This window comes from Desulfatiglans anilini DSM 4660, from assembly GCF_000422285.1.
In the GTDB taxonomy this organism is placed as follows: Bacteria; Desulfobacterota; DSM-4660; order Desulfatiglandales; family Desulfatiglandaceae; genus Desulfatiglans; species Desulfatiglans anilini.
In genome coordinates this window covers 16,253-42,533 of record NZ_AULM01000019.1, presented here as the reverse complement: position 1 = coordinate 42,533, position 26,281 = coordinate 16,253, and the positions used below count along the sequence as shown (strand labels likewise).

The window sequence follows — 26,281 nt, the reverse complement described above, 5'->3', positions numbered from 1 at the left end:
ATTTATCCTGCATGTCTTTTGGACCCTGTCGCAGGATCGCACGATCCGGCGCCATACGAGGGGTGGAGGAAAGTGAATGGAGAAGTTGCTTCCAGGAAAACGAATTCTCATTGTCGACGATGAGCCGGATGTTTTGGAGGCGTTGGAAGAGCTTCTGACCATGTGCACCATAGCGAAGGCGGGTTCGTTTCAGTCGGCGAAAGATCTGTTGGAGAACGAACGCTTCGATATCGTTGTGCTGGATATCATGGGTGTCGACGGTTACGAACTGTTGAAGATCGCTAATGGTAAAAAGATTATCGCGGTGATGCTGACCGCTCACGCGCTCAGTCCCGAGGATATCAAGAAATCTTTCAAAGGGGGTGCCGCTTCCTATCTGCCGAAAGAAAAGATCTCGGAAATCGCCTCCTATCTGGAGGAAGTACTCCAGGCCAAGAAAGAGGGCAGACATTTCTGGTCCGGCTGGCTGGAAAAGTGGGGAGATTATTACGACAAGAGATTCGGCCCTGAATGGCGGCGCAACGACAAAGAATTCTGGGAAAAATTCAAATACTGGATATAATTGGGGTCGGACCAAGCTATATCTTTGAAATTACGATGTTATCACCCTAAAAACGCGCATTTTTCTGTCTTAGAGGGTTCTTTTTGGGGGCAAAAAAGCTACTTTGAGCAGATCAAAGCTCTCGGGTTTTACCTCCACCTGCCATAAAAGGTCCCGCCGCTGATGGGGAAGTCTTACAGGCTATCTTGCCTGCACGAGACGGTTGTTCATGTGAAAGTCGTCCCATGGCTTGATTTGCGCCTTCATTTCGTAACGTACGGTCTTGCCTCCCAGAACGAAGGATTTTGAATTTTTCGCTTGACCGGGGAGTTCTCATTAAAGACTACCCGGTGCTTAGAACGCGTTTTTTCTGATCCAAATGCTGCTTTTAAGGGTGTAAAATGGTCAAATTTATGTCGTTTTTCTTTTCCATTCAGATGGTTACCTTGGTCCGACCCGCTTCATCACTTCTTGAAGAGTGCCGGTGAAGGGGCCGGGGCGTTCCATTTTGATGGATGCCAGGGCTGCAGCGTACTTGAGGGATTCGGGGACGTCGTGTTCCAGTCGGCGGGAAAGGTAGGCTCCGAAGACAGTGTCTCCGCGTCCGGTGCGGCCGGACGAATTGCGGTTGGAAAACCTTTCGAAATAGTTTCTGCCCTGGTGGCGCACCAGGACACCGTCGGACCGGGTAATCATGGTTTCGCCGCATCCCCAATCCTCGAAACGGCCGGCGGCCTCTTCCGGGTCGGCCGTCCCAGTCAGGAGTTCCGCTTCAACCATATCCGCCTTGACCCATTCGGCGAGTTTCAGGATGTCCGTCTTTCGGGGTACATCCCTGAATGAAATCCTCCTTGTCACCGGATCGACCTGTCGAACGAAACTCTGCATGTCGACGGAAACGCGGCAGCCGCGCTCGCGAGCGTACTGCATCAGTTCGAAGCGGAAGTCCTGGTCCGTCAACCCGGCGAAATGCATTTGTTCCGCTTTGATGTCGGGCATTTCATCGACCGTGATGAAGCCGGCCGTCCGGGGTTCGAGCATCTCCCTTTCATCGACGTTTTGCGTGGGGTGGTCCACCCGCATCGCCGTCGTTACTGGCGCAGGGATCCGGATAATGTCGATTCCAGCCGCTCTTACGGGATCGAGAAGATGTTGATCGGTCTCGTGCATTTTCGTGATCAGGGCGATGCGTTTTCCGGCCGGCGCCGCCGCCATGGCACTGAAAAAAGCCGAACCTCCGGTGGCAAAGGTTGTTTGACCTTCGAACGGCACGATTTCATCGTATGAGACGTGTCCGACGAATGCGATATCGTATGCATCCATTTGCAGATCCTTTCTCGGCCAATGGCTTGGGCGACCGGACAAGAGATTGGAGTGAAGCCTTATCTCAGTGACTTCTACCAGAAAATGCCTGGGCGCTAAAGAACTAATTCCGCCGGGCCGAGCAGGTGCGGACTTGCGATTTTCAGGATAAGGGGCTAGAGTCGCTTGTGGTGAGTTTGGTCCAGAACGGACGATTTTTTTCAGGAGAAGGAGGGCAAAGCCATGCAGCAGGACGACCTTGTCTCATATTGCAGCAGAGCCATAAACGCCGGAGCGAGCCATGCAAAGGTGATCCATCCGAGCAGCGTTGTGACCGCCCCCTGGGTGAGGATCAAATGCCAGTTCGGATGCCCTGGCTATGGAATGCGCTATTCATGCCCTCCTGATTCTCCGACCCACGACCAGATGCGTGAGGTACTGGATCAATACACGCGGGCGATCTTGTTTCATAGAGTGGCTGCGCATGAAGCCGGACAAAGCAGAATAAAGGCCACGCGGAGGTTCCTGGACGAACTCGTGACGCTGGAAGGCGAGATGTTCAAAGATGGTTATTACAAGGCTCTTATATTGCTCGAGGGGCCTTGCCATCTATGCGAGGCATGTGAGAAGTTGAAAGGGGCTCCCTGCCGCTTCCGCGATCGCGCAAGACCGGCTATGGAGGCGTGCGGGATCGACGTCTACCAAACTGCACGCAACAACGGGTTTCCCATCCAGCCCTTAAGGGACAAGACCGAAACGCAGAATCTTTACTGCCTGATGCTGGTCGACTAGTATCGGGTATAACTGTGTAACTGGGGTCGGACCAAGATAACATTTTGATAATAAACGAATATGTGTCGAAAAAAGGCTCAATTTGAGGCTTAGAGCGGCCATTTTAAGGCCTTTTTGAATTCCGGAGATGATTTTATGCATAACGATCGAACAACCGGCCACGGCGATGAGATTCAGGCATTCTTGAGACCTACGTCCACCCTTGATTGTGGCCACCCGGATGTCGAGCGCGCGACCAAGGATCTGATTCTCAAATGTAAAGACGACACCGAAAAGGCCGTTCAACTTTTCTATTTTGTGAGGGATGAAATCCGCTACAGCCCCTATATGATTTCGGTGTTCTTGGAGGATTTCACGGCTTCCCGCGTTCTCGAATGGAAGAAGGGTTATTGTGTACAAAAGGCTGTGCTGCTTGCAGCTATGGGAAGAGCCGCCGGCATTCCCTCGCGGTTGGTGTTTGCGAAGATCAAGAATCACCTGATGCCTCAGCATGTCTTGGACCTCACGAAAAGCAACATCCTGCCTCGCCATGGGTACACGCAATTTTTGTTGAACGGGCGTTGGATCAATCTCGCCCCGACTTTCGACAAAGCGTTGTCAGAGAAAAACGATCTGCCGTTGGTTGAATTTGACGGTGAAAATCATGCGGTGCTTCCAAGTCTAAATCGCAAAGGGGAGCCCTGGATCGAATACCTCGAAAAATTCCCGTTTTACGCCGATCTCCCTTTTGACTGGATCGTAGAAAAAACGTCGCAGCTGGTTGGAAAAGATAAACGTTCGTGGTTGAACAGACCATCGGCCTAACGACGACACCGCGGCGATACTGTCTGAGTGAGGCAGGTGAGGGCGCAGAGGCTGAGGATGCTGCCCGCCATGCTGTTTTTCTGCGGCTGCAGCGGCTGGAGACGGTTCGAAATGGCGCCAACTTTCTCGACAAAATAACGATGCACAAGATCGATTAACCATGCACGCGGAAACGTTCGATACGATCATTGTCGGTGGGGGGTTGAGCGGTGTTTATGCCGCGAGTCTCCTCGCGGGAACGAAAGGCTCTTTTTTGATCCTGGAAGCCCGAGAAAGACTTGGCGGTCGGATTCTCAGCCCCGAATATCAAGGTTTTTTCTGTGATTTGGGTCCCTCATGGTATTGGCCGGCGATCCATCCGAAAATGGCTCATCTCATCCAGGCGTTAGGCCTCGAGGGCTATCCGCAGTTTGACAGCGGCTGTGGCCGCTTCGAGCGCTTCAACGGTTCGGTTCAAACTGTCAGAGGATACGTCATGGAGCCGCCTTCCTTTCGATTGGCAGGCGGGATGATGGCTTTGGTGCGGAGGCTCTGTGAGCGGATTCCTGAACGTGCTATTCACATCAATAATCCGGTTTGTCGAATTGAGAAAACAGAAGAGGGTGCCCTGGTGAGCGTCGGCGAACTGGATCGGGAACCGTGGGCGCAGTTCAGGGCCCGCCAGTTGATCCTCGCTCTCCCGCCGCGTCTCGCAGCTGCCACCATGCTTTTCGAACCGGAACTTCCGCATGATCTTGCCCAGGCGATGCTGAGGATCGGTACGTGGATGGCCGGGCAGGCGAAATTCTGTGCACTCTATGATGCACCTTTCTGGCGCACAGCCGGTCTTTCCGGGGAAGGATTCAGCGAGCGTGGGCCTTTGGGGGAGATTCACGACGGATCGAACGATGCCGGCGGCCCCTACGGTCTGACCGGGTTTGTCGGCATCCCGGCTGTGCAGCGCAGCAGGCCGGACCTGCTGCTGGAGGAGATTCTTTGCCAACTCGCATCCCTCTATGGGAAAGAAGCTCTGAACCCGACCGCCTTTTTCTACCGGGACTGGGCCCGCGAGCGATTTACTGCCACGCCGTACGATCAGCCTCCGATGGTCGAGCATCCTCTTTATCATCCCCCGGCCGGTCGGACCTCTATTTGGAACGGCACCGTTCATTTTGCCGGCACCGAAACCGCCGACGAACACGGGGGATACCTCGAAGGGGCCCTGGCAGCCGCCGAACGTGCTGTCTATGAAGTATGCAGCATGGAAGGGTCGGACCAAGCCAAGCCACTGATATGAAATTATATTTATTCATACGAATGCCATTTTTTGACCTTAGGTGGATCATTTTCCACGCAAAAAGCCGGGTTTAAGATCTTTGGCTGACCGAGACAAGTCAAGCTGTGCCATCTCTATTTGGAATGATTCTAATCGTTTCGGCGGAGCGGATGCCTTTGTTATTGGGTAGCTCGGATGTGGAAAAAAATCGCGGAGTTCGAGATAGGGCATGTTCCTCGCGGATAATCGCTTTTTGGGGGAGGTGGTGTTCTTATTCGGGATAATCGAGTTTTCTGGCTGGCTGAGCCTGCGCACCCCCTTTCTTTAAGAAATGGAGTACGCGGACGAAGCCAGTGAAACATGCCATTCCTGCACTGTATTGCACCGCACTGATTCGGTTGGGGACGTTTATTCAGCCTACGCGAAAACCTTGATGCCCCTTTTTAGGCTTGAAATGATGGTTCTAAGGCTGGAAAAGGGCATTTTTTGATGTTATTAAAATGTAATTTCAGAATGTTATCTTGGTCCGACCCCCTAGAATTCGATGGCGAGCTGAGTGGTGAGGAGATCCCTTCGGTCACCGTTTTCGTGTTCGCCGCGAAGGTATTCGAAAGAGATCGCGGTGTTGGCGAATAGGCCGTAGGTGACGGCCGCGCCGTATTGTTCTTCGGGCTGAAACGCCCCCAGATCCCGGCTGGCTTCATACTTGACGGCCACGGTTAGGTCGGCGACCGGGACGAGCGCCAATTCGAGGTTCCACGCCCGCGGTTTGGCCGCACGGCCCTCGTCGAAGCTCAGCTCCCCCGCCTCAAAATGGTCCAACGCGCCCACGTATTCGCATTGCAGGAAGGCCCTTTCTCTATAAGCCAGGCTCAGGAAGGCTCCGAGCCCGCCGATTTCATCCTGGATTTCACCGCTCGTTTCGCCCTCCAGGCCGTCGCTGTCGGCGATGTTGCTGAGGTAGGCGGCGCCGGCAGTCAACCCAAGGTCGGGGACCAGTTCTTCGGGAAGGGAGAAGGCGATGCTTCCGACAAATGAGTCAATATAATCGTCATCCCCTATCTTGCCCACATCGCCATTGAAGACAGCCGCGGATACATCCAACAGCTCGTTGTAGAACCCGGCCCTGACGGCGCTTTCCCTTGTCTCCCCGATCTCGAGTGTCAAAGGGTCGCTGATGAAGAAGGTTCCATATGTGCCGAAGGGGACGTACATTTTCCCTGCCGTGAGATATAAAGGCACGACATCTTCACCATCGAGAGTGATGAAACCCTCGTCCATATCAACCGGTTCCGTGTCGTCTTCTTCCCAGAGAAACAGGACGTGCCCGCTGACATGTTTGGCGATGTCGACATCGACGCCCAATTCCACCGTCGACAGGATGATGTCACTCGAATCCTCATCGGCCTGGGCGGGGTCGGCATAACGAATCTTCTCATAGCCGGCTTCGGCCTCGATCAATCCGCTCAGGGTCACCCTTTTTGTCAAGGTGTCTGGAAGCGTTTTTTCTTTCAGCTGTTCCTCGATTTTTCGGATTCTTTCCGGCAGACCTTCCTCTTTGACGGAGGCCGCCCGCCCGCTGTCCTTCTGAACTTCATCCGCCGCTGCGGTTCGTTGCAGCTGTTCTTCGAGTTGTTGGACCCGCCTTTGCATGGCTTCCAACTCCTCCATCAGTTGAGCGGTGGATACATCGGCCGCTGATGACGGCCCCGCACTCATGGCGCAAAACAACAGCATAAGTGAGAAAACGATCGTATTCACAATTCTTTTCAATTCCTCTCTCCTGTTGATCCAGTTATAGGACAATTCGACGATTCAAAGGGTTGCCCGATTCAGTGTCGGTTATTGTCGTGGTCAAAGGTAACAAAGAATTGTCACTTTATGTCTCTTGCCTGCACCCAGATGACCGCGTCCTGCGAAAGTTCTTTGCCGTCCCAAGTCTTTTCCGGGCCGACGCCCAGTGCGCAAAACCCCCACCATCCAGCCTTCGGGATTCCGAAGGTAAATAGGCCGTTCGCATCGGCCTTGATCGTCATGGTGACGAAGGCGTCCTGCGGGGCGCTGACATCAGCCCGCTCTGCAAAGGAGTTGGTGTCCATTTGAGGTTCATGGTTCAGATACTCCACTTCGATCTCAGCGTGCGGCACCGGTTTTCCGCCTCCTTTGACCACCCCTCTGAATACATTGCCGGTCCAGAGCACGTAGGGCTTATCGAGCGGAACGATCTCGGCCTGCAGTCCGATGTCTGCGTCCCAGTCGGTCGGGAATCCGCTCGTGTTGACGATGAGCTTGGTGATCTGCTGGATGTAGCAGTCTTCCTTCTCCTCCAAGTAGGGCGACGGGAGCAGACAGAAGACGTGGTCGCCCATGCCCCGCAGTTCGATGGCGGCTTCATACGCCTTGCCACTGTTGGTCAGGCTCTTCCAGACGATCGGTTTCAACTGCCCGCGCAGGTCCTGCTTTTTCCCCTTGCGGACCAGGAAAAACTCCCCCGGTTCCCCCATGTCCATGGTGTGCCCGGCCTCGAAGGGGTGTGTGAAGATGAGCTTGAGATCGATGGCGCCCGCCTTATCAAGGGCCGATTCCGGGGTGTAGATCATTTGGAAATGAGCTGCAGCAGGGGCGGCGAAGACCGCAGAGACCGCAAAGGCCGCGAAAACAGTGTTTATCCATAAGGCAAACATGATCGATGTTTTCTTGGTGGTTTTTTTCATTTGATTAGCTCCTTCCTCGTACAGGTTTTTCCCTTTAAAAGACTGTCCCGTTTCCGTGTGATTTTCGATGCTTTCAGTTCATGGGCGCGCCAAACGCGCCTTTGATCCGTCGGCGCTCTGACGATGATGTCCACTTGTCGACTCTCCCGGGGCGGTTTCGACTCGTCGCCTTGCCACCGGGACCGGGGCCGGCGGGGGCACAACCCTTCCTCGGCGCATGCATCAGAGCTTTTCCCCTTCGATGGTCACCTGGTGCCCTGGCCCCGCATCGAATTCGATGCTGAAGGGGACGGCCGGCTTGTCGAATCTAAACTCGCTGAATTCGTCCATCTTGCCTTCAAACAGCAATTTGCCGTCTTTTCCGATTACCCGGATCTGCACACCGCGCGCCGACGAGCCGTCCGAAAAGCCGCCCTCGCACGTAATGGACCCATCGCCATTGTCGTAGCAGGAGCAAAGCGGAGTGTGAGCGGACGCCGCGCCCGCCAAAAAGATTCCTAGCGCGAAAATTCCCGTGATGATGATTCTTCGTTTGAACATGCAAACGGTCCTCCTTTCATTCCCTCATTCGTAGTGTGTTTTGTTTTTGAAAAGGCCCATAAGGACAGTAAAAGCCAGGGCCAGCCCATAGAATGCGAACATGGCTTCAAGGCCGGAAAGCCTCAAGGTCTTTCCTCCTGAATAGACCAGGCTCGCGACCCCCAGTCCGAGCGCCATCGGGTAGATCATCGAAAAGAGCATCCACTTCAAGGCGCCCGCCTGGATCTTCACCGCGATGCCGGCGGCAAGGCACGGCGGATAGAGCACCATGAACAGCATCAATGCCAGGGCGTGGAGCGAGGTCAGTTCGCCTTCCTCCCTTGCCATTCGCTGCTCGAGGGTCTCACCGCTCTCTTCTTGCTCGTACAGCGCCCCCAGGGTGGCCACGCTGCTTTCTTTGGCCGCAAGTGCGCTGAGGAGCGCGACATTGATACGCCAGTTGAAACCGGCCGCGCGCGTGAAGGGCTCCAGCCGCTTTCCGAGCCATCCCAGAAGGCTGTTGTCGATCCGCTCCTTGCGCATCGTCTGCAAGAGCTCTCTACGCGTTTGGTGGAGCTCCTTGAAAGCCCGGTTCACCTGCCGGGCATCCCTGTCTCCTCCCGGCTGAACAATTTGGAAATACAGGGGATCACGGCGCTTGAATTCCTCCGCGAGGGATTCCATCGCCCCCTGGCCGGAAGCCTTCATCCGGGCATTTCTGTACGCATCCCCATACAGGATGAGATCCATGATGCGCTCCTCGTCTTGTAGGTCTTGGGCGTACGGGGTGCCTCTGATCCCCTTGAAGAAGGACTCCAGGGCAGCCTCTTTCTGGTTGCGATAGTGGTCCGTCCTTTCGCTGCTTAGCCCTGGAAACTGCAGCAGCGCGAAAAGGACCACGGCGACGGCTGCCACGATGGTGCTGATCTTGCGCAGAAAGAGCCATACCCGCTCCACCGCCGGTCCCAGAACGCCTCGCAGCGTAGGCAGATGATAGGGCGGCATTTCCATGACGAACGGCGCCGTTTCCTTGTCCTTCAGGACGGTTAGGGTCAATATTTTGGCAATGGGCAGCACCAGCAGGAGGCTGATCGTGGAGATGAAAAACATGGCCCAGGCGGCGTGGGCGGCGAAGTACAGGTTGATCAGAAGTACGTAAAGCGGCACCTTGGCGAGGCAGTTGAGGAGCGGAATGACGAGGATGGTCGCCAGGCGTGAACGTTCGTCGGGAATCCCCTTGCAAGCCATGACACCCGGCACGGCGCAGCCCCCAACATAAATGCCCCCCAGGACCATCGGCAGGGTGGATTGTCCATGCAGGCCGAAGCGGTTGAACACCCGGTCCATGATAAAGGCCATGCGCGGCATGTATCCGCTGTCCTCGAGGATGGCGATGCAGCTGAAAAGGATGAAAAATATGGGAATGTAGTTCAAAAGCGCATTGATGCTGTCCACGAACCAGAGCGCGAAAGACCGCATCAAGGGAATGTCGATGAAACCCGGCGCAGGTGCGGCGCCCTCCACCAGATCGCGCAACCCTGCCAGAAGCGGCCAGGTAAGCCCGGTGAGACGATATCCCTGGACGATCGAAAGGTAGTAGAGGAGCCAGATAACCCCGATGAGGATCGCCGGCCCCAGCACCCTGTGGCACACGAACCGGTCAATGGTGTCGGACAGGGGGCGGGCGGCCATTGACGGAGGTTCGATGGATGATGCCGCGATTTCGCCGGCTGTCTGATAGCGGCGGTTGGCGATATGAATCTCGGGCATTTCATCGGAGTGTGCGGTAAAAACCGCCCAGTTCTGTGCCACGGATTCCAAGAAGACCGCCGGGGCAGGGTGGTTTTCCTCGACCAGCCGCTGGGCTTCTGCGTCCCCTTCCATCAGTTTGATAGCCAGCCATCGAACGGGGTAGTTTTCCCCGAGAGTGGTCTCGGATGTGAGCTTTTCCCGTATCTTGCGCAGAAACGGCTCCATCTTCCCATAGTCGATGCGCGCTCCTTTTGCGGGTTCGACCTCCCCGGAAAGGGCAGCTATCGCTTCGACCAGTGCGGCCTTTCCACGGCCGGATTTCATCGAGGTGGGAAAGACACGGATTCCGAGCCTGTCGGCAAGCCGTCCGGCATCGATCTTGATCCCGCGCTTTTCTGCTACGTCCATCATGTTCAGATTCAGGATGAGCGGGATATTCATCTCTATCAGTTGGAAGGTGAGATAGAGGCAGCGTATCAGGTTCGAGGCATCCGCCACATTGACCACCGCCGAAGGTCGTTCATGCAGGATAAAATCCCGCGATACCCTTTCCTCCGGAGAAAAGGACGTAAGGCTGTAGGTGCCGGGCAGGTCCACCACTTTCACTCTTGCGCCGTCGTGCTTGTACCACCCGGTCATCTTGTCGACGGTGACACCGGGGTAATTCGCGACATGCTGGCTTGCGCCCGTCAGCGCGTTGAAGAGTGTGGACTTACCGCAATTGGGCTGCCCAACGAGCGCTACGAGTCGTTTTCTGGAGGTCCTCATCGCGGTTCCACTTCGACGAAACGGGCTTCTTCGTGGCGGAGGCTGATGAAATAACCGCCCAGTTCGAGTTCCATGGGGTCTTCAAGAGGGGCGTTGCGAATTACACGCACCTGCAGCCCCGGATAAATCCCCATATCCAAAAGCCTCTGTCCCAATTTGTTTCCGGCCAGCAATCGCCTGATCCGGCATGCACCCCCGGGCTTCATTTCATTCAGTGTCATGTCGCGCCTTCCTTGGCAGGGTTCTGAAAACAAAAAAGGCGCTGCCCGATACGCGTGGTGCGTTCAGAGCGGCGCCTTCACTTCCTCCGCGCCCAAGCAATTGGACCGAAGGCCGTAAGACATCCCTTTCTAAATTAGACCTGTAAAACTAAAAAATGAAGCTCTAAAATACTTATCTATTTCTTTTTGTCAAGCATTTTTTTAAACGGTCAATCCGGGTCGATCAGCGCCTCAGTCAGCTGTTTGCGCAGACGTTCAAGGGCCTTGGATTTGAACGCCTTCCGGCTCTCATCCAGGACGTCGATCGCCTCCCGGACGGCCTTCTCGAGCCGACGCTCCCGCGCCCGTTTGGGGCACCGGTCCATGAGGGTTTGTAGATGCGGCTCGGTGAGCCTTCCCTCCATCAGGGATGTGATAAGGCAACAGTGCAGGTCGAGGCCCTGTTGCAGTTCTCTGACGCTTGTGCTGAGTGCGGCCAGTAGATCCTTGTGATTATTTCCCATGATTATATTAGATTTTATTTATAATATTAGACTGGCCTAACAATATTTCCAAAAAAATATTCTCAAAGAGACCTTCCACCGCAAATCCGCCCACAACCAAAAACGTCCTTCATTTGCGGCGCGGCATCAAATCGCGACCCCAGCCTCATTGCCGGTCACCCTCTTCGGAGTCGAGCTGGTGCTTGAATTCACAAGAAAAGGAAGTGCTGCGTGACTGACATTTTTCAGGTCGACGCCCGTGCAGGCGGTATTCCTCGAAGTAGTTCAGCCAGCTTTCTCCCGTTCGCGGACATGTGCGGATAAACTCGATGAAGTCGGTCAAGCTGTCCAGTGCGGCGGGGCTCAGTGCGTGCTCCATTTTGCAGGCGTCTTCGTCCGCTGTGGCGAAGTCGACTCGGAGGATTTCGGTCAAAAACTCCCGCAGGATTTCGTGCCGCCGCCGCATTTCTCTTCCGACACTGACCCCCTCCTCGGTCAGTTCCACATATTCATATTTCTCGTAATGAACCATGCAGCGCTCATTTAGCGTCTTCAGCATGCTCGTAACAGTGGGCATCTTGACATCCATCCGTCTGGCGATATCCTTGACCCGGATAATCCTCTTGTCCTGGCTGAGATCGAAGATCGCCTCCAGATAATCTTCCATGACGGATGTCAAAGGCCTCTCTGTGGAATTTTCTCTGGTACGGGCGTTTCCCATAATACCCTCATTGTTAGAGATTTATAACTTAAGTTTACCCCCCTAATAACCGATGTCCCCCCACTTTGTCAAGCATTAAGGGGTCGGACCAAGGTAATACATGAATATTACATAGAATTATTCGATATCAAAGCCTATTTTGGAGCTTAAAAGGCCCATTTTGAGGGAGAAAATAGGCTCCTAATCGAAGGCTATTTACTCCCCCTGTCGGAGTTATGGATGATATTTTCTATTAATATCAAGCTCTTAAATTAATTTAGGCTACCGAAATGCTTTAACGCCTTCTGCTGTTCTGCTGGGTGCTATCTTTAATTTTTAGAGGGCTGAAGGACTTGTTGTCATTTTGTTTGTTATATCTCTTATTATATCCGCGGCTTCTTTCCTGTTGGACATGGCTTTTTTTCACCCCGTGATCTGCTTGATAATTTGTGCGTCTGTGTTCTGAATTTTTACGAATGTAACGATGATTTATACATTTATTAATATTGCCATATTTTTTTTCATGATCTTGTCGCTTTTTATTTTTATGATCATCACTGTGATAATTTCTATGTTCTTTTTTATGATTATTGTGGTGATCTTTATATTTCTTATGATTATACTCTTGGCGATGAGATTTATAACTGAAATTTTGTGGATAATGATGGCTAGGGAGCGGCTTACAATAAGTGTGCTTTGAGTGTCTATATCTTGAATAATACCAACGGTTGCTGTAATAGTAATAATAATAGTTATCGTAGTAGCAATAGTAATAAGGATAATATGCATCGGAGAAATAGTATGGACCAGCTAATACAACCGTGACAGGAAGCGGAGGAACTACGTCCACATGAGTACCGTGCGCTCCAATTGTAGCGGCACATGAAATACAGCACAGAGGCAGGATTAAGATCATTAAGATAATTTTTTTCATATGTCCTCCTTTTTTTAAAGAGCTCTAAAAAGATAAATACTTTAAAATGTTATAAAAGAAAATTAAATAGATGCTCTCTTTTTGGCTTAGAACGCTTATTTTGATTTCAAAAAAGGCCAGCTAAATTTTACAGTGCGCACAAGAAACTGATTTCAGTTGCGAGATTGCTGATGTGTGGGTTAGCTTGATGTCTATCAAGTGATTTTTCTGGGATTTATTTGGGATCCTAGACACGACTCCCGCTCCAAACCCTTTTGCACAGGAAAAATCCCACTCCAGCAAAAAAGATTACTTCGCTGGGATTGGAATCCTCAGGGCATTTTAATAATTTGGATCAAAAGATTGGATTTACAAAAATATGGAGTGTCCCCCCTATGGAATCGGGTTGGACGGATCCTCCACGACCCCCAAAGTTTAAACAGTTCTTTTTGGGGCTAAAAAGCTGGGTTTAAGGTCGAAATATGGCTCTCGAACATGCTGTTCTCACGTGAAATCAACATGATATGTTGGTCCGACCCCTTAATTTACAAATTACATAAAAATTATGATTTCATATAATGCTGGCAGACCCGGAGTATCATTTGCGAACGGCAAAGCTTAGACGGTCCTTTTTGGGGCTGAAAAGTCGGTTCTAAGGTCACAATATGGTTCTCAAATAATCTATTTTGATGGAAAATCAATGTGGTAGCTTGGTCCGACCCCTTTAGTTCATTTTAGAGGGGGATTGTGTAGAAGATATGAATATGTTTGGGAAAGGTTGTGGCTGGTCTTTTTTTTCAAATCGTGGGGTGGTACCATCGCTGTTGCTGAGATGAGGACGGTAACGGAGGTCTGTGAATGGCTTTTGTGGGGACGAGTGTCTCGAGGGTGGACGCCCGAGCGAAGGCGACCGGACGGGCCAGGTATGTCGATGATATTGCACTGCCGGGGATGCTGCATGCGAGGCTCCTGCGGAGCCGCATCGCCAGCGGGTGGGTGAAGTGGATCGATACCGCCCGGGCGGAAGCGATCCCGGGCGTGCGGGCGGTCGTCACGTATCGGGATGTTCCATCGCACACTTTTCCGACGGCGGGCCATCCGTTCAGCCTGGACCCGTCACGTCGAGACATCGCCGACAGGCACCTTTTGACGCAGCGCATCCGCTTTTACGGGGATGAGATCGCGGCCGTCGTAGCGGTCGACGAAGCGACGGCGGAACGCGCCCTCGATGAGATCACTGTGGAATACGAGGAGCGGCCGCCGCTCCTGGATATGACGGCCGCCCGGGAGTCCGGAACTCCTGAGATCCACGAGGGCACCGGCAACCTCCTGCAGAGGAGCGATTATTCATTCGGCGATGTGGATGCGGCGCTAAAGGCGGCCGATGTCACCGTCAAGGGGAGATACGTGACCCAGGTGGTCCATCCCTGCGCACTGGAAAATCACGGCGCGGTGGCCGCCCTGGACCCGCAGGGGTGCGTCGTCGTCTACACATCGACCCAGATTCCCCACATCTGCCGCCGGATCATAGGCCAGGCGCTGGGCATCCCCTGGGGGAAGGTGCGGGTGATCAGGCCTTCGGTCGGCGGTGGCTTCGGCGGCAAACAGGATGCCGTTGTGGAACCACTGGCAGCCTTTCTGACGACGATCGTCGGCGGGCGGCCTGTCAAACTCGTGCTGCCGCGCGAGGACACCTTCGTCGGCACCCGCGTCCGGCATGCCATGGAACTCGCCCTCAAGAGCGGCGTGAGGGCCGACGGAACCCTGACGTTCCGTGTCCTCGATGCCCATTCGATGAACGGGGCCTACGCCTCCCATGGCCATGCCATCGTCTCCAAGAGCGGGACCCTTTTTCGGCAGATGTATGCGTCCGATGCCATTCGCTTCGAAAGCGCCACGGTTTACACGAACACGCCCACCGCCGGGGCCATGCGCGGCTATGGCGCGCCGCAGGTCATTTTCGCGACCGAATCCCACATGGACGACATCGCCCTCGCGCTGGGCATGGACCCGGTGCGGCTTCGCGAAATCAACCTGCACCCGGAAGGCGCCGTCGATCCGTCCGACAAAGTCATGGAGCACACGGCCGCCCTGGCCGAATGCCTCCGCAAAGGAAGGGAGTTGATCGGATGGGAGGCGAAGCGAAGCGCCGGCCGCACAACCGGCCTCAAGCGGCGTGGCGTCGGGATGGCCTGCTTCTGCTACCCGACGGGCATCTATCCCGCCGGATTGGAGGTGGGCGCCGCGCGTATCGTCCTGAACCAGGACGGCTCGGTCCAACTCCAGGTCGGCGCTGCTGAGATCGGGCAGGGGAGCGATACGGCCCTTTCCCAGATTGCCGCCGACGCCCTCGGCATCCCCATCGACATGGTGCACATCCCATGGGAACAGGACACGGACAGGTCGCCCTACGACCCGGGGGCCTATGCATCGCGCCAGACCTCCGTTTCGGGGACGGCGGTGAAACAGGCGGCGGAGGCCGTGAAGGCCGCGGTGCTGGACCGTGCGCAGACCATGACCGGGTCCGCCGCCTCCACGTTGGACATCGCCGACGGATGGGTGGTCGAGCGCCGCGCGGGCGCCCGGCTCGTGCCCGTCGTGGACGTTGCCCTCGACAGCTACTACAATCCGGACACGGCCTCCCGCATCGCCGCCGATGTGAGCTGCAACGTGAAGACCAACGCGCTCGCGTTCGGCTGCACCTTTGTCGAGGTCGAAGTGGATACGGAGACCGGCAGGGTGGCTATACTCGAGCTTTACAACGTCCATGACTCCGGACGGATCGTCAACCCGGTGGCGGCCGAAGGGCAGGTCCAGGGAGGCGTTCAGATGGGCCTGGGCTACGCCTTGTGGGAGCAGTTGTTGTTCGACCGGAAAACCGGGCGCACCTTGAACCCGAATTTGGCGGATTACAAGATCATGACCGCCATCGATTACCCGGCTGTAAGCGCATTTTTCCTTCAAACGGACGAGTCCACGGCGCCTTGTGGAAACAAGGCCCTCGGGGAGCCTCCGATCGTCTCCGTCGCACCTGCCGTCCGAAACGCGATTCTTCATGCGACCGGGATCAAGATCGACACGCTGCCTATCACCCCCGAGCGCCTTTTCTTCGCTCTACGGGATCGAGGTTCCACCTTGCCCCTGACTCCATGAACACCATCGGCAATCACCGTCTTATCGCGGAGCGGGGGTGACCACGGGCGCGATTGGATGAATGACAAAGAGGAATCACATGCTCGAGCTTGTATTGATCGTCCTGTTCGTGCTGATTGTTTCAGGGGGCTGCTCCGTTTTCGAAGCGGTCCTCCTTTCAGTCCCCCGCCGCTTCATCGAGGCCAAAGTCCAGTCCGGCAACCGCCACTGGCGGGTGTTCCGGGCTCTTCGCGCTGAACCGGATGCGCCCATTGCGGCCATCCTTTCGGTCAACACGATTGCGCACACCGCGGGCGCGGCCTTCGCGGGCTCGGCCGCTGCAGCCGTCTTCGGGCAGGCATATCTCGGGTGGTTTTCCGCGGTCTTCACCATCCTCGTCCTGACCCTTTCGGAGATCCTTCCCAAAACGATCGGCGTCGTGTACGGAAGGTCGATCGGCGGCTTTTGCGGGTATATCATCCGGTCGATGGTGGTCGTCATGGCGCCGTTCATCTGGGTGAGCTCCCTACTGACCCATTGGGTTTCGAAGGGGAAGACCGCCGACGTCGTGACCGCCGACGAGATCCGCACCCTGGCTCGGCTGAGCCGTCAGTGCGGAGGCATCAAAGGATACCAGGAGGCGACGATCGAGCGCATCCTGACCCTGCACGAAAAGCAGGTGAGGCATGTCATGACGCCCCGCACCGTCGTGTTTTCGCTGTGCGCGCACCTGACGGTGGAAGAGGTCTGCAGTCAAGAGAAACGCTGGGAGCACAGCCGCTTTCCGGTCTATGACCAGGGTTCCGAAGATATCGTGGGGATTGTCCTCACCAAGGAACTTTTCATGGCCTTCGCCGCCGACCGGAAGGAGTCGCGTCTGGAGGATCTGATGCACCCGGTGCATTTTGTTGTCGAAACAGCACCTTTGAATAAACTGTTGACCGAGTTTCTCCAGCTGCGGCAGCATCTGTTCGTCGTACTGGACGAATACGGAGGGATTTCCGGGGTCGTGAGCCTCGAAGATATCCTCGAAGAGATCCTCGGAAGCGAGATTGTCGATGAATCGGATCAGGTGCCCGACAAGCGCACGCTCGCCAAAAAGCGCAGCACGACGTGAGCAGGGCGCCGCAATCCTATTTCTGAGGGCCTGGGGGGACGGCCTCCACTGCCCTGCACAACTTTCAGAGCAAGCTTCCCGGCCGGTTCGACAGCTTGCAGCCTTGCCGCGGCTGTCTCCGCGCGGAAGCGGGATCTGAAACCAGAAAAAATGCAACAGAAAGGAGAAATGACCATGGCAAAGATGACGAAGGAAATGCAGGAGATGTTCAACCGCGCGGGGCTCAAACAGTTGGCGACCGCCGACAAGAAGGGGGTTCCCAACGTGGTTCCCATCAATTTCATGAAGCTTCTGGATGACGAGACGATCCTCGCCTCGGCTGTCTTCATGACGAAGACGTTCAGCAACATCAAGGAAAATCCGGTCTGTGCCATCTCCGTCTGGGAAGGCTTCGCCGGCTACCAGTTCAAAGGTTCGGCCACCATCCATACCGAGGGACCGATCTTCAACGACACCGCCGCCTGGACGGAGGAAGAGGGCAAAAAGCTGGGCCTTCCGCTCAAATCCAAGGGCGCGGTGGTGATCAAGATCACAGATATCTTTTCGGTTTCTCCCGGACCGGACGCCGGTAAAAAGATCGCTTAGAACTACTCGGCGAGGCCTGCGTCGTGCCTGGCGCCTGTTGACTGCAGGCCGCGCCCTGCAAGGGGGATTTCCGATAAAACGCTCGTTGACCGCAGGCTGGGTCCCGCAGCTTCAACTTCAGATAAGCGACAGGCGCACGCCGCCGCGGTGCCGCGTCCCGCGCTGCGGCGACGCCCTGCCTGCTGAAGGCCTCCCAAACGACCTCGTGCCGGCGGTTTTCTCACGCTGCGCACGCCGCCCCGTTACGCAAAATCGCTGCGCTCCGCCGGTGAAATCCCCCGGCGCCAAAAAACCCCGGACAATCTGATCCGTTGGGGCCGGCCGAACGCCATCCGGCCTGCCATGCCGCTCGCGCCTTGTCTTGACAGGGCAAAGACTCTCTCTTGGCTCGAACATGTAAAAGATCTTGCTGCGCCTTGGTTCGACGGTGCAGTAGAACCCGCGATGCAAGGGTAAACCAGCCGCAGCATCTGGCCCCGCCAAGCAATTATGAGCACATGCCCAAAAAAATCCTTGACAAAAGAACTCCAGGGTATATGTTATGGGCGTAAGCTCATAAATCGTTCGCACGGGGAATGGTCTGCAAGGCATTTCCCCGCATTCGGACGCAGCATGAAAGGAGGTGGATGGCATGCCGGCTTTCGATGGAACGGGTCCCGCAGGAATGGGGCCCATGACGGGATGGGGTCGCGGAAACTGCAACCCTTCTGCTTTGGCGAACAGGCCTTACGGTGGCTTGCCGGCGACGTACGGCGCCCGTGGCTATGGCTACGGAGCCGCCCCAGCCTTTGTCCCCGCTGCCCGGGGCGGCTGGTTCGGCCGCGCCTTCGGCTTTGCCCGCGGCCGCGGACGCGGCTTCGGCGGACGCCGTGGCTTTCGCTGCCTGGGATGGTGAGCGCAGGCTGCGCGCTGCAGGAACTTCGGTGAAGACTCATCCCGAACCTGAGATGTTCGACGATTCAGAAAGGAGGCATAAATTATGCCAGGATTCGACGGAACAGGGCCCTGGGGCGAAGGCCCCATGACGGGCGGTGGACACGGCTACTGCAACCCGGCCGGGGCCGGCTACGGTTATGGTCCGGGCTATGGTGCCGGTTACGGCTACGGGCGTGGGCGGGGCTATCGCGCGGGCGGCGGCGCCGGCTGGGGCCGGGGCTACGGCCGCGGCTTCGGCCGGGCCGGGGTCTACGGCGGGGCCTATGGCCCGGCGCCTTACGGACGCTATGCTCCTCCGTACGGCGCCTCTTACCCGATGAGCAGCCAGGATGAGGTCGCCATGCTCAAGGAGCAGGCGCGCATGGTCAAGGCCGAACTGGACGCGATCACGAAACGCATGGAGGAATTGCATCAGGAAGAAACCCAATCTTGATCTGCAAGCCTGCCTCCCGGGCATCCCCGCTGCCGGCGGAATGTCTCACCGACCGGGGATTCGCGGCAGGATGGTCGACCGCATGAAAAGCGCCCCGCTCCTTCACTGGGAGCGGGGCGCTTTTGCCGTTTCAGAAGAATCGTGGCTGGATCGTGATCGAATGAGCGGAATTCGTTGGCGATTCGTGCTTACGTCGGTGCTGGTCAGGGAATAAGAGGTCCGAAACGACTCGAGGCCGGGAAGACCCTGGCGAAGAACCTGTCCCGAGACTTGCTCTTGACAGGCATCACAAGGATATATTAGTTAAAACCCTTTCAGTTTAGCTGTCATCCATCCGGACACGATTTTGCAGTAGAACCCGGTTTCCAATCCGAAAATGAGCATTTTCCGCCACCCTTCGGGTGCTCGGACCCCCCCCCTTCGCGGCGGATCCCGGTTTGGCCAGGATCAAGGAAATCAGGCGATTGCGCATAGGCGACCTGTTGGTCGCCGCACAGGCAAGCGCGCAGATTGACGCAGAGATTGGGCAGAAAGCTCATTTCTGGACGGAAACCGGCTGAGGATTCAGCATGACCCTGCCACCGGCCGCACCGTTCCGTTACTCGAGAGTCACCGACCTTGTCGTTTTCCTGGTGCTTGCCGGGCTGTCCCTCCTGTGGTTCAGGCATAACTTCAACTACGGTCTGGACGATTCCTATATCACCTTCCGGTATGCACAGAATCTCGCCGCCGGGGAGGGTCTCTGCTTCAACCCCGGGGAGAGGCATTTCGGTTCGACCGCCATGGGTCTCGCCCTGATCCTGGGGGTGGCCTCTTTTCTCATCGACTTTCCGACCCGCGGATCGATTCGATTTGAAGGACATCTCGCGACCTGCGGGACGACCATCCCGTTTCTGGCGCACGCGCTTTCAGCGCTCTCCCTCGGAATGATCGTCTGGATTCTATTCAAGATAGGGGAGAGGACAGCAGGCAAGGCCGCCGCCGCCATTCTTGCCCTGGCCTCAGCCCTGATGCTTTATCCGGCACATTACCTCAATTCCGTCTCTGGCCATGAAACTCTTTTTTATCTTTCGCTGATCTTCACTGCATTTTACCTGATCTATTTTCTCGAGAAGACTGCGGCCCCGGCGTTCATCCTCGTGCTCGCCACCACCGTCAGGCCCGATTGCTTCCTGGCGTTCCTCATCGCAGCGTGTTTCCTCTTCATTCGGTCTTGCCTTGGATCCGCAGCGGCCAGGCGGGTTTTGATCTTTCTCGCTGCCTATCTGGCGCCGATATCGGGCTGGATGCTCTTTTGCAGGTCGTATTTTGGCACATGGCTCCCCGTGACGCTGGAGGCTAAACAGGTCCAGGTGCTGCTCGGACATTGGGATACCTACTCCCTTTCCCTCCTTGTTGAACAGTCGCTCGGGGTGTTTGGGCCGATCGCAGCCTCGCTCTTGTTTTTACTGCCGCTCTTGAGCATACTCGTCGTTTTTGCGAAAAAGGCGTCGTTCCGCCGCTTTTTCGAGACGTCCGGGATGCTTTTTCTGCTTTCTTTCGGGGCTTTCGCCTCAGGACAGGCCGTCTTTTACCACCTTATCCGCATCACCGCCTGGTGGTGGTACTACACCCCTGTGCTGCTCCTGCTGTTTTTGTCCGCCCCTGTCTCCGTTTTCATCCTCCTGCAGCCGGTGAGAAAAGGTCAATCCGCCCGTTTCTTCAAGCCTCTCCTGATTACAGCATCGCTCGCAGCCGTTGCTCCAGCGGTTGCCTCACTGTCGAGTTTCCATCTGTGGGCGGCCGGCAGTGCCGCGAATGCGCATATTCATGCTTATGATCCTGTCGTCGAGTACGTGAGAGCAAACGCTCCCCACGGCACATCTTTGGCGATGGCCGAGCCCGGTGTAGTTGGGTTCAATCTGGGGCCCGCTTACCACGTCATCGATCTCCTCGGCCTTACGAGCCCGCAGGTTGCTCAAAGGATCCTTTCCGGCGACATGGATTTTCCTTACACGCGATGGAATCCTGAATATCTGGTGGCTTCCTGGGATGGCATTTTTTCGCCGACCAGCAGGGAGTGGATCTCTGAACGCTACGAGATCATAGCGGAATTCCCATATCCCTATTGGATAGAGCACCTGTCACGCGGTGCTTATCTCTACCGCAGGAAGGGATGAGGCGGAATAAGGCGGCCGTCCTTTCCGAAAAAAAGCTACACCGGGTGTAGCGAATATAATCACTCCTCTGTTTCCCTTAAATTTCCGGCCTCTGCCCTGATTTTCCCTCCAAAGATGTGAAGCAGTGTAGCTAAAAGCTACTCTCAGCGGTTGTCCGCCATTGTCTCAGGAGGGCGATCATCATATAAAATATGAAACATATCAAACTGTTGCCAATTTTACATTTTCTGGCCCCATCCTTGCAATATCAAGAGCGCACGTGGAGCACCTTGTGAAATCGGTGCTCGAAGACGGGAGTGGAGCGTCCATGCGTTGGTCTGTCAGCGGTCAGAAACGCTCCTGCCCGGAAGAAAACCTTCCCGAAGGAGGCTGATCGATGAACGAGAATATGACAAACCACAGAGAAGGCGGAGATCTTCCAGGGTTCAAGGTGCTGGCGGACCAATGCGTCTGGATGAAGGCCGGGGTGGTCAACTTCCGCACCTGCGACCGCGGCTACGATTGCTTCAACTGTCCTTTCGACAGGGCCATGCGGGCCGCCATGGACGCCCAGAAACCGCGCAGCGCCGGCGCACGGCCGCTTGGCTGGCCGGCCGCCATGCGCAGCCGGTATCTCGGACGGCAAAAACCCTGCGTGTATTTCCTCGATCAACGGAGCGGCGCACCCGAGGCCTGTCTGCGCGACTATGACTGTGACAGCTGCCCGGTCGAACTCGCGCTCGGCTACGAACCGCTCCGGCAGTCCATCGCCGCTCGCCGCGATGAACAGCAGTCCGGTGCGGCCCAGGCGGAAGAGCGGCCGCTCGGCTTTCCCTTTCCCAACCACGAATGCGTCTGGATGAAGGCCGGCATCATCGGCATGCACCTCTGCGACAACGACTACGACTGCTACCACTGCGAGTTCGACCGGAGCATGCGCGCGGCCATGCTCGAAGGTCCGCCGAAGGCCGGGGACGCCGTCCTGACCGCCATCGGCGCCGCCGTCGAGCCGGTCATCCGGCCCTGCATCTATGCCCTGATCGGCCGCACGGACGCCCCGCCGCTGTGCGCCTCCAACTACGCCTGCCACGAGTGCCCGACGCACCGCGCCATCGCCGGTGAAAAAACCTGCAAGCCGCGCCCCATCGAGCGCCCGGCCAGCCGGAATGTCACCGGCTACCCGGTCGCCGACGGCTACTACTACCACTTCGGCCATACCTGGGTGCATGTCATCCACGGCGGCTGCGTGCGGGTCGGCGTGGACGGCTTCGTCGGCAAGCTCCTCGGGCCGATCGACGGCGTGGAGATCCCGGCACCGGGCTCCGATCTCGAACGGACCCGCGCCGGCTGGGTGCTGTCCCACGGCGGCCACCGCGCCCCGGTCCTCTGCCCGTTGACGGGCAGGATCCTGGCGGTGAATCCGAAGGTGGTCGAAGCGCCTGCGACCGTCTCCGACGACCCCTACGGCGATGGCTGGCTCTTCCAGATGGAGCCCTACGATCTGAAGCATGAGGCCCAGAGCCTCTACTCGGGTGCGGAGGCCGCGCTCTGGATAGAGCACGACGCCCGTGAACTGGTGTCGATGCTGGGTCCGGGCTACGAAAAACTCTCGGCCACCGGCGGCGAGGTCGTTTCCGACATCTACGGCCATTTCCCCGAGCTTGGCTGGGATCCCCTGGTGCGCACCTTTCTGCGGACCGCCGGTCCGGACGCGCACGCCGGGTGAGGCACCTGCCGCTGGTGTTTCACCGTGCCCGGCGTGCGCGCTCCGCGACTTGGCGGGGCAAGGCGGCGCGCGGGGTGGTGGACGCGGGCGCCTCTTTCAAGCAGGCGGCGTCAGCCGTAGGCAGCCTTAGCCGAGTGCGGGAACAACCTCGGTTCACTGCGCGACCGGCGTCTGAGCGGCGGGAGAACGGCTCCGTCGAGGGCCGGCCTCCCGGGGAGGTGGGTGCAGGAGGCGTTGGGTAAAAAAACCACGAAAACCATGAGTCTCCGAATGAGTCTCTAAAAGAATGAGAGCCTCGGCAGGCCAACCGGCCGGGGGCTTTCGCAGAAAGCCTTGAATTGAAAAAAGCAAGGAGTCTTCAATGAGTGAAAATCCCGTTTCTATAGGATCCGTGATGGTGGTGGGCGGGGGGATCGCCGGTATCCAGGCCTCCCTCGACCTGGCAGACTCCGGATACTTCGTTCACCTGGTCGAGAAGGGGCCTGCGATCGGGGGGCTCATGAGCGCCCTCGACAAGACCTTCCCGACCAACGACTGCGCGATGTGAATTCTCTCACCCAAACTGGTCGAGGTCGGCCGGCATCTGAACATCGCGTTGCATACCCTGACGGAAGTCGAGGCGCTCGAAGGGGAACCGGGACATTTTACGGCGGTTCTCCAGGAAGCCCCCCGCTACGTCGACACCGAGAAGTGCATCGCCTGCGGCGTCTGCGCCGAGAAGTGCCCCCGCAAGGTGGATGACCCTTACAACGAGGGCCTCGCCAAACGCAAGGCGATCTATGTCCAATACCCCCAGGCGGTCCCCCTCAAGTATGCGATCGACAGGGACCACTGCATCTATTTCGAGAAGGGGACCTGCCGCGCCTGCGAGAAGTTCTGCCCCGCCGGGGCGATCGACTTCGAGCAGACGCCCAAGACCCACCGGGTCGATGTCGGCGCGGTGCTCCTCGCGGCCGGCTCCCAGGCCCTGGACCCCGTCCTCTACAAGGATTACGGCTACGGCCGCTTCCCGAACGTCATCACCAGCATGGCCTTCGAACGGATCCTGAGCGCCACCGGGCCCTTCCGCGGGCACCTCACCCGTCCCTCCGACGGGAAGACCCCGGAGAAGATCGCCTGGCTGCAGTGCGTCGGCTCCCGCGAGACGACCAAAGGGGCGCATCCCTACTGTTCGGGCGTTTGCTGCATGTACGCCGTCAAGGAGGCCGTCATCGCCCAGGAGCATGCGGGCGGCGCCCTCGACACCGCGATCTTCTTCATGGACATGCGCACCCACGGCAAGGACTTCGACCGCTATTACGAACGGGCGCGCAGCGAGGCCGGCGTCCGCTTCATCCGCTCCCGGATCCACACGGTCGAAACGGCCGGACCCGGCTCCGACGACCTCGTCCTGACCTATGTCGATGAGAACGGCGCCCGCCTGAGCGAGCGCTTCGACCTCGTCGTCCTCTCGGTCGGCCTCGAGATCGGCGCCGAGTCCCGCGCCATGGCCGAGCGGCTCGGCGTGGCCCTCGACGCGGACGGCTTCGTCCAGACCGGTTGCCTTGGCCCTGTGGAGACGAGCCGGCCCGGGGTCTTCGCGTGCGGCGCACTCGGCGGCCCGGCCGACATCCCGCAGTCCGTCGTCAGCGCCTCGGCCGCCGCCTCCGCAGCCGCCGCCCTCCTGGCCGCCTCGCGGAACACCCTCATCCACGAAAAGACCTATCCGCCCGAGACCCCCGTCGCCGGCGAAGCCCCGCGGATCGGCGTCTTCGTCTGCCACTGCGGGATCAACATCGGCAGCGTCGTCGATGTCCCAGCGGTCCGCGACTACGCCGCCGGCCTGCCGAACGTCGTCTACGCGGGCGAAAACCTCTTCACCTGCAGCGAGGACACCCAGAAGATCATCCGCGAAACCATCGCCGAACACCGGCTCAACCGGGTCGTGGTGGCCGCCTGCACCCCGCGGACGCACGAGCCGCTCTTCCGGGAGACCATCCGGGAGGCCGGCCTGAACCCGTACCTCTTCGAGTTCGCCAACATCCGCGACCAGGACGCCTGGGTGCACCAGAAGGAGCCCGAGGCGGCGACCGACAAGGCGAGGGACCTCGTCCGGATGGCGGTCTCGAAGGTCGCGCTCCTCGAGCCGATCGAACGGATCCGGCTCGCCATGCAGCAGTCGGCGCTCGTCGTCGGCGGCGGGGTGGCGGGCATGAATGCCGCCCTCGATCTGGCCGACCAGGGCTTCATGGTCCATCTCGTCGAGCGGGCCCCCCGCCTCGGCGGCTACGGCCTCCGGCTCGGCCGGACATGGAAGGGCGAGGACATCCCCGCCTACACCGCCCGGCTGATCGAGCGCGTCGAATCCCACCCGCGGATCGAGGTCCTCCTCGACACGGAGATCCAGTCCGCCTCGGGCTTTGTCGGAAACTTCGTCACGACGGTCGCGGCCGCCGGCGGCCTCCCGCAGGAAATCCAGCACGGCGCGGCCGTCTTCGCCACCGGCGGGGACTACCTCCGGCCCGATGAATACGCCTACGGGCAGAGCGACCGGGTCACCTGCTGGCACGACTTGATGGCGCGCTTCGACGCGGAGCCCGCCGCCCTGGCCGAGGCCGAAGCGGTGGCCTTCATCCAGTGCGTCGGGTCGCGCGAGGGCGGCCGGCCCTACTGCTCCAAGGTCTGCTGCACGGCCTCCGTCCAGCAGGCGATCGAACTGAAGGAGCGGCGCCCCGAGCTCGACGTCTACATCCTCTACCGCGACATGCGGACCTACGGCCAGCGTGAGGAACTCTACCGGAAGGCCCGCGAGGCGGGCGTCGTCTTCATCCGCTACGACCTCGACGCAAAACCCGAGGTCGCCGTGGACGGCGACCGGCTCCGGATCCGCGTCCGCGACCACGTCCTCGGCGCGCCCCTGTCGCTCACGGTCGACTACCTCAATCTTTTCACGGCCATCATCCCGTCCGGGCAGGACCGGCTCTCCCAGCTCTACAAGGTCCCCCTGAACGACGACGGGTTCTTCCTCGAGGCCCATGCGAAGCTCCGCCCGGTCGAGTTTTCCTCCGACGGCCTCTTCGCCTGCGGCGTCGCCCACTATCCGAAGCCCATCGAAGAGAGCATCGCACAGGCCCGCGCCGCCGCCTCTCGGGCGGCCACCCTCCTGGTCAAACGGGAGGTCGAGGTCGAGCCGCTCGTTTCCGCCGTCGACCGCGACAAGTGCGTCGGCTGCGGCTACTGCGCCTCGGCCTGCCCCTTCGGCGCCATCGAACTCGAAAAGGTCACCGGCAAGGGCTACCGGGCGCGGAACCTGTCGGCCCTCTGCAAGGGCTGCGGCGTCTGCGCGGCCGGCTGCCCCCAGAAGGCCATCGACATGGTCCATTTCCGCGACCGGCAGATCATCGCCGCGGTCGAGGCCGGGGGCGACAGCGCCCTCGAGGCCAAGCGCCGCCTGAAGGCCGCCACCCGCCCC

General features: G+C 57.9%; 20 protein-coding genes and 1 pseudogene. 12 read left to right on the top strand and 9 right to left on the bottom strand.

What is annotated here, in order from left to right; genetic code table 11:
* Positions 1-76: 76 nt before the first annotated feature.
* Positions 77-562, top strand: coding sequence for a response regulator (locus H567_RS0113385; protein ID WP_028321788.1), 486 nt, complete (start codon positions 77-79; stop codon positions 560-562).
* Positions 563-982: 420 nt separating this feature from the next.
* On the opposite strand, the gene H567_RS0113380 is transcribed toward H567_RS0113385, so the two are convergent.
* Positions 983-1,864, bottom strand: coding sequence for a carbohydrate kinase family protein (locus H567_RS0113380; protein ID WP_028321787.1), 882 nt, complete (start codon positions 1,862-1,864; stop codon positions 983-985).
* A 222-nt stretch (positions 1,865-2,086) separates the two neighbouring features.
* Between H567_RS0113380 and H567_RS0113375 the strand changes: the two genes are divergently transcribed.
* The 3 genes from H567_RS0113375 (at position 2,087) to H567_RS0113360 (ending at position 4,715) form a co-directional block, all read left to right on the top strand.
* Positions 2,087-2,635: a DUF2284 domain-containing protein gene (locus H567_RS0113375; RefSeq protein WP_028321786.1), complete on the top strand. Its 549-nt coding sequence runs from the start codon at positions 2,087-2,089 to the stop codon at positions 2,633-2,635.
* A gap of 135 nt (positions 2,636-2,770) precedes the next feature.
* On the top strand, positions 2,771-3,439 hold the full coding sequence (locus tag H567_RS24890; protein ID WP_051184839.1) for a transglutaminase-like domain-containing protein: 669 nt from the start codon (positions 2,771-2,773) through the stop codon (positions 3,437-3,439).
* Positions 3,440-3,599: 160 nt separating this feature from the next.
* Complete coding sequence (locus tag H567_RS0113360) at positions 3,600-4,715, top strand: flavin monoamine oxidase family protein (protein ID WP_028321784.1); 1,116 nt, start codon at positions 3,600-3,602, stop codon at positions 4,713-4,715.
* A 513-nt stretch (positions 4,716-5,228) separates the two neighbouring features.
* Here H567_RS0113360 and H567_RS0113350 read toward each other — a convergent pair.
* From H567_RS0113350 to H567_RS28595, 8 genes are all read right to left on the bottom strand, one after another.
* Entirely contained in the window at positions 5,229-6,467 is a 1,239-nt protein-coding gene (locus tag H567_RS0113350) for an LbtU family siderophore porin (RefSeq protein WP_028321783.1), read from the bottom strand.
* Between the two features lie 101 nt (positions 6,468-6,568).
* The gene (locus tag H567_RS0113345) at positions 6,569-7,378 is read right to left on the bottom strand and encodes a DUF4198 domain-containing protein (protein ID WP_028321782.1); all 810 of its coding nucleotides are present in this window, start codon (positions 7,376-7,378) and stop codon (positions 6,569-6,571) included.
* Positions 7,379-7,630: 252 nt separating this feature from the next.
* The gene (locus tag H567_RS0113340) at positions 7,631-7,948 is read right to left on the bottom strand and encodes a hypothetical protein (protein ID WP_028321781.1); all 318 of its coding nucleotides are present in this window, start codon (positions 7,946-7,948) and stop codon (positions 7,631-7,633) included.
* Between the two features lie 24 nt (positions 7,949-7,972).
* Complete coding sequence (gene feoB / locus H567_RS0113335; protein WP_028321780.1) at positions 7,973-10,447, bottom strand: ferrous iron transport protein B; 2,475 nt, start codon at positions 10,445-10,447, stop codon at positions 7,973-7,975.
* Positions 10,444-10,668 carry a FeoA family protein gene (locus H567_RS0113330; RefSeq protein ID WP_028321779.1) on the bottom strand — a complete coding sequence of 75 codons (225 nt, stop codon included), beginning with the start codon at positions 10,666-10,668 and terminating at the stop codon, positions 10,444-10,446. The genes feoB and H567_RS0113330 overlap by 4 nt, the downstream gene beginning before the upstream one ends.
* A gap of 209 nt (positions 10,669-10,877) precedes the next feature.
* Positions 10,878-11,171: a hypothetical protein gene (locus H567_RS24885; protein ID WP_153306191.1), complete on the bottom strand. Its 294-nt coding sequence runs from the start codon at positions 11,169-11,171 to the stop codon at positions 10,878-10,880.
* 145 nt (positions 11,172-11,316) lie between these two features.
* On the bottom strand, positions 11,317-11,871 hold the full coding sequence (locus H567_RS24880; RefSeq protein WP_051184838.1) for a metal-dependent transcriptional regulator: 555 nt from the start codon (positions 11,869-11,871) through the stop codon (positions 11,317-11,319).
* A gap of 274 nt (positions 11,872-12,145) precedes the next feature.
* Positions 12,146-12,784: a hypothetical protein gene (locus H567_RS28595; protein ID WP_153306190.1), complete on the bottom strand. Its 639-nt coding sequence runs from the start codon at positions 12,782-12,784 to the stop codon at positions 12,146-12,148.
* Positions 12,785-13,621: 837 nt separating this feature from the next.
* Between H567_RS28595 and xdhA the strand changes: the two genes are divergently transcribed.
* The 8 genes and pseudogenes from xdhA to H567_RS24860 all read left to right on the top strand — a co-directional run.
* Positions 13,622-15,916 (top strand): xanthine dehydrogenase subunit XdhA, encoded by a 2,295-nt coding sequence (gene xdhA, locus H567_RS0113310; RefSeq protein WP_028321777.1) that lies wholly within the window; start codon positions 13,622-13,624, stop codon positions 15,914-15,916.
* 79 nt (positions 15,917-15,995) lie between these two features.
* On the top strand, positions 15,996-17,012 hold the full coding sequence (locus H567_RS0113305) for a CNNM domain-containing protein (RefSeq protein WP_028321776.1): 1,017 nt from the start codon (positions 15,996-15,998) through the stop codon (positions 17,010-17,012).
* Positions 17,013-17,186: 174 nt separating this feature from the next.
* Positions 17,187-17,597: a pyridoxamine 5'-phosphate oxidase family protein gene (locus H567_RS0113300; RefSeq protein ID WP_028321775.1), complete on the top strand. Its 411-nt coding sequence runs from the start codon at positions 17,187-17,189 to the stop codon at positions 17,595-17,597.
* A 979-nt stretch (positions 17,598-18,576) separates the two neighbouring features.
* Positions 18,577-18,966 (top strand): DUF5320 domain-containing protein, encoded by a 390-nt coding sequence (locus H567_RS0113290; protein ID WP_028321774.1) that lies wholly within the window; start codon positions 18,577-18,579, stop codon positions 18,964-18,966.
* Between the two features lie 437 nt (positions 18,967-19,403).
* Entirely contained in the window at positions 19,404-19,526 is a 123-nt protein-coding gene (locus tag H567_RS29860) for a hypothetical protein (RefSeq protein WP_279614991.1), read from the top strand.
* A gap of 9 nt (positions 19,527-19,535) precedes the next feature.
* Complete coding sequence (locus tag H567_RS0113275; protein ID WP_028321773.1) at positions 19,536-21,125, top strand: DUF8728 domain-containing protein; 1,590 nt, start codon at positions 19,536-19,538, stop codon at positions 21,123-21,125.
* Positions 21,126-21,501: 376 nt separating this feature from the next.
* Positions 21,502-22,830, top strand: a complete 1,329-nt coding sequence (locus tag H567_RS27265; protein WP_028321772.1) for a glycine cleavage system protein H — start codon at positions 21,502-21,504, stop codon at positions 22,828-22,830.
* Positions 22,831-23,191: 361 nt separating this feature from the next.
* Positions 23,192-26,239: pseudogene (locus H567_RS24860) on the top strand (FAD-dependent oxidoreductase); the annotation flags it as partial.
* Positions 26,240-26,281 lie beyond the last annotated feature (42 nt).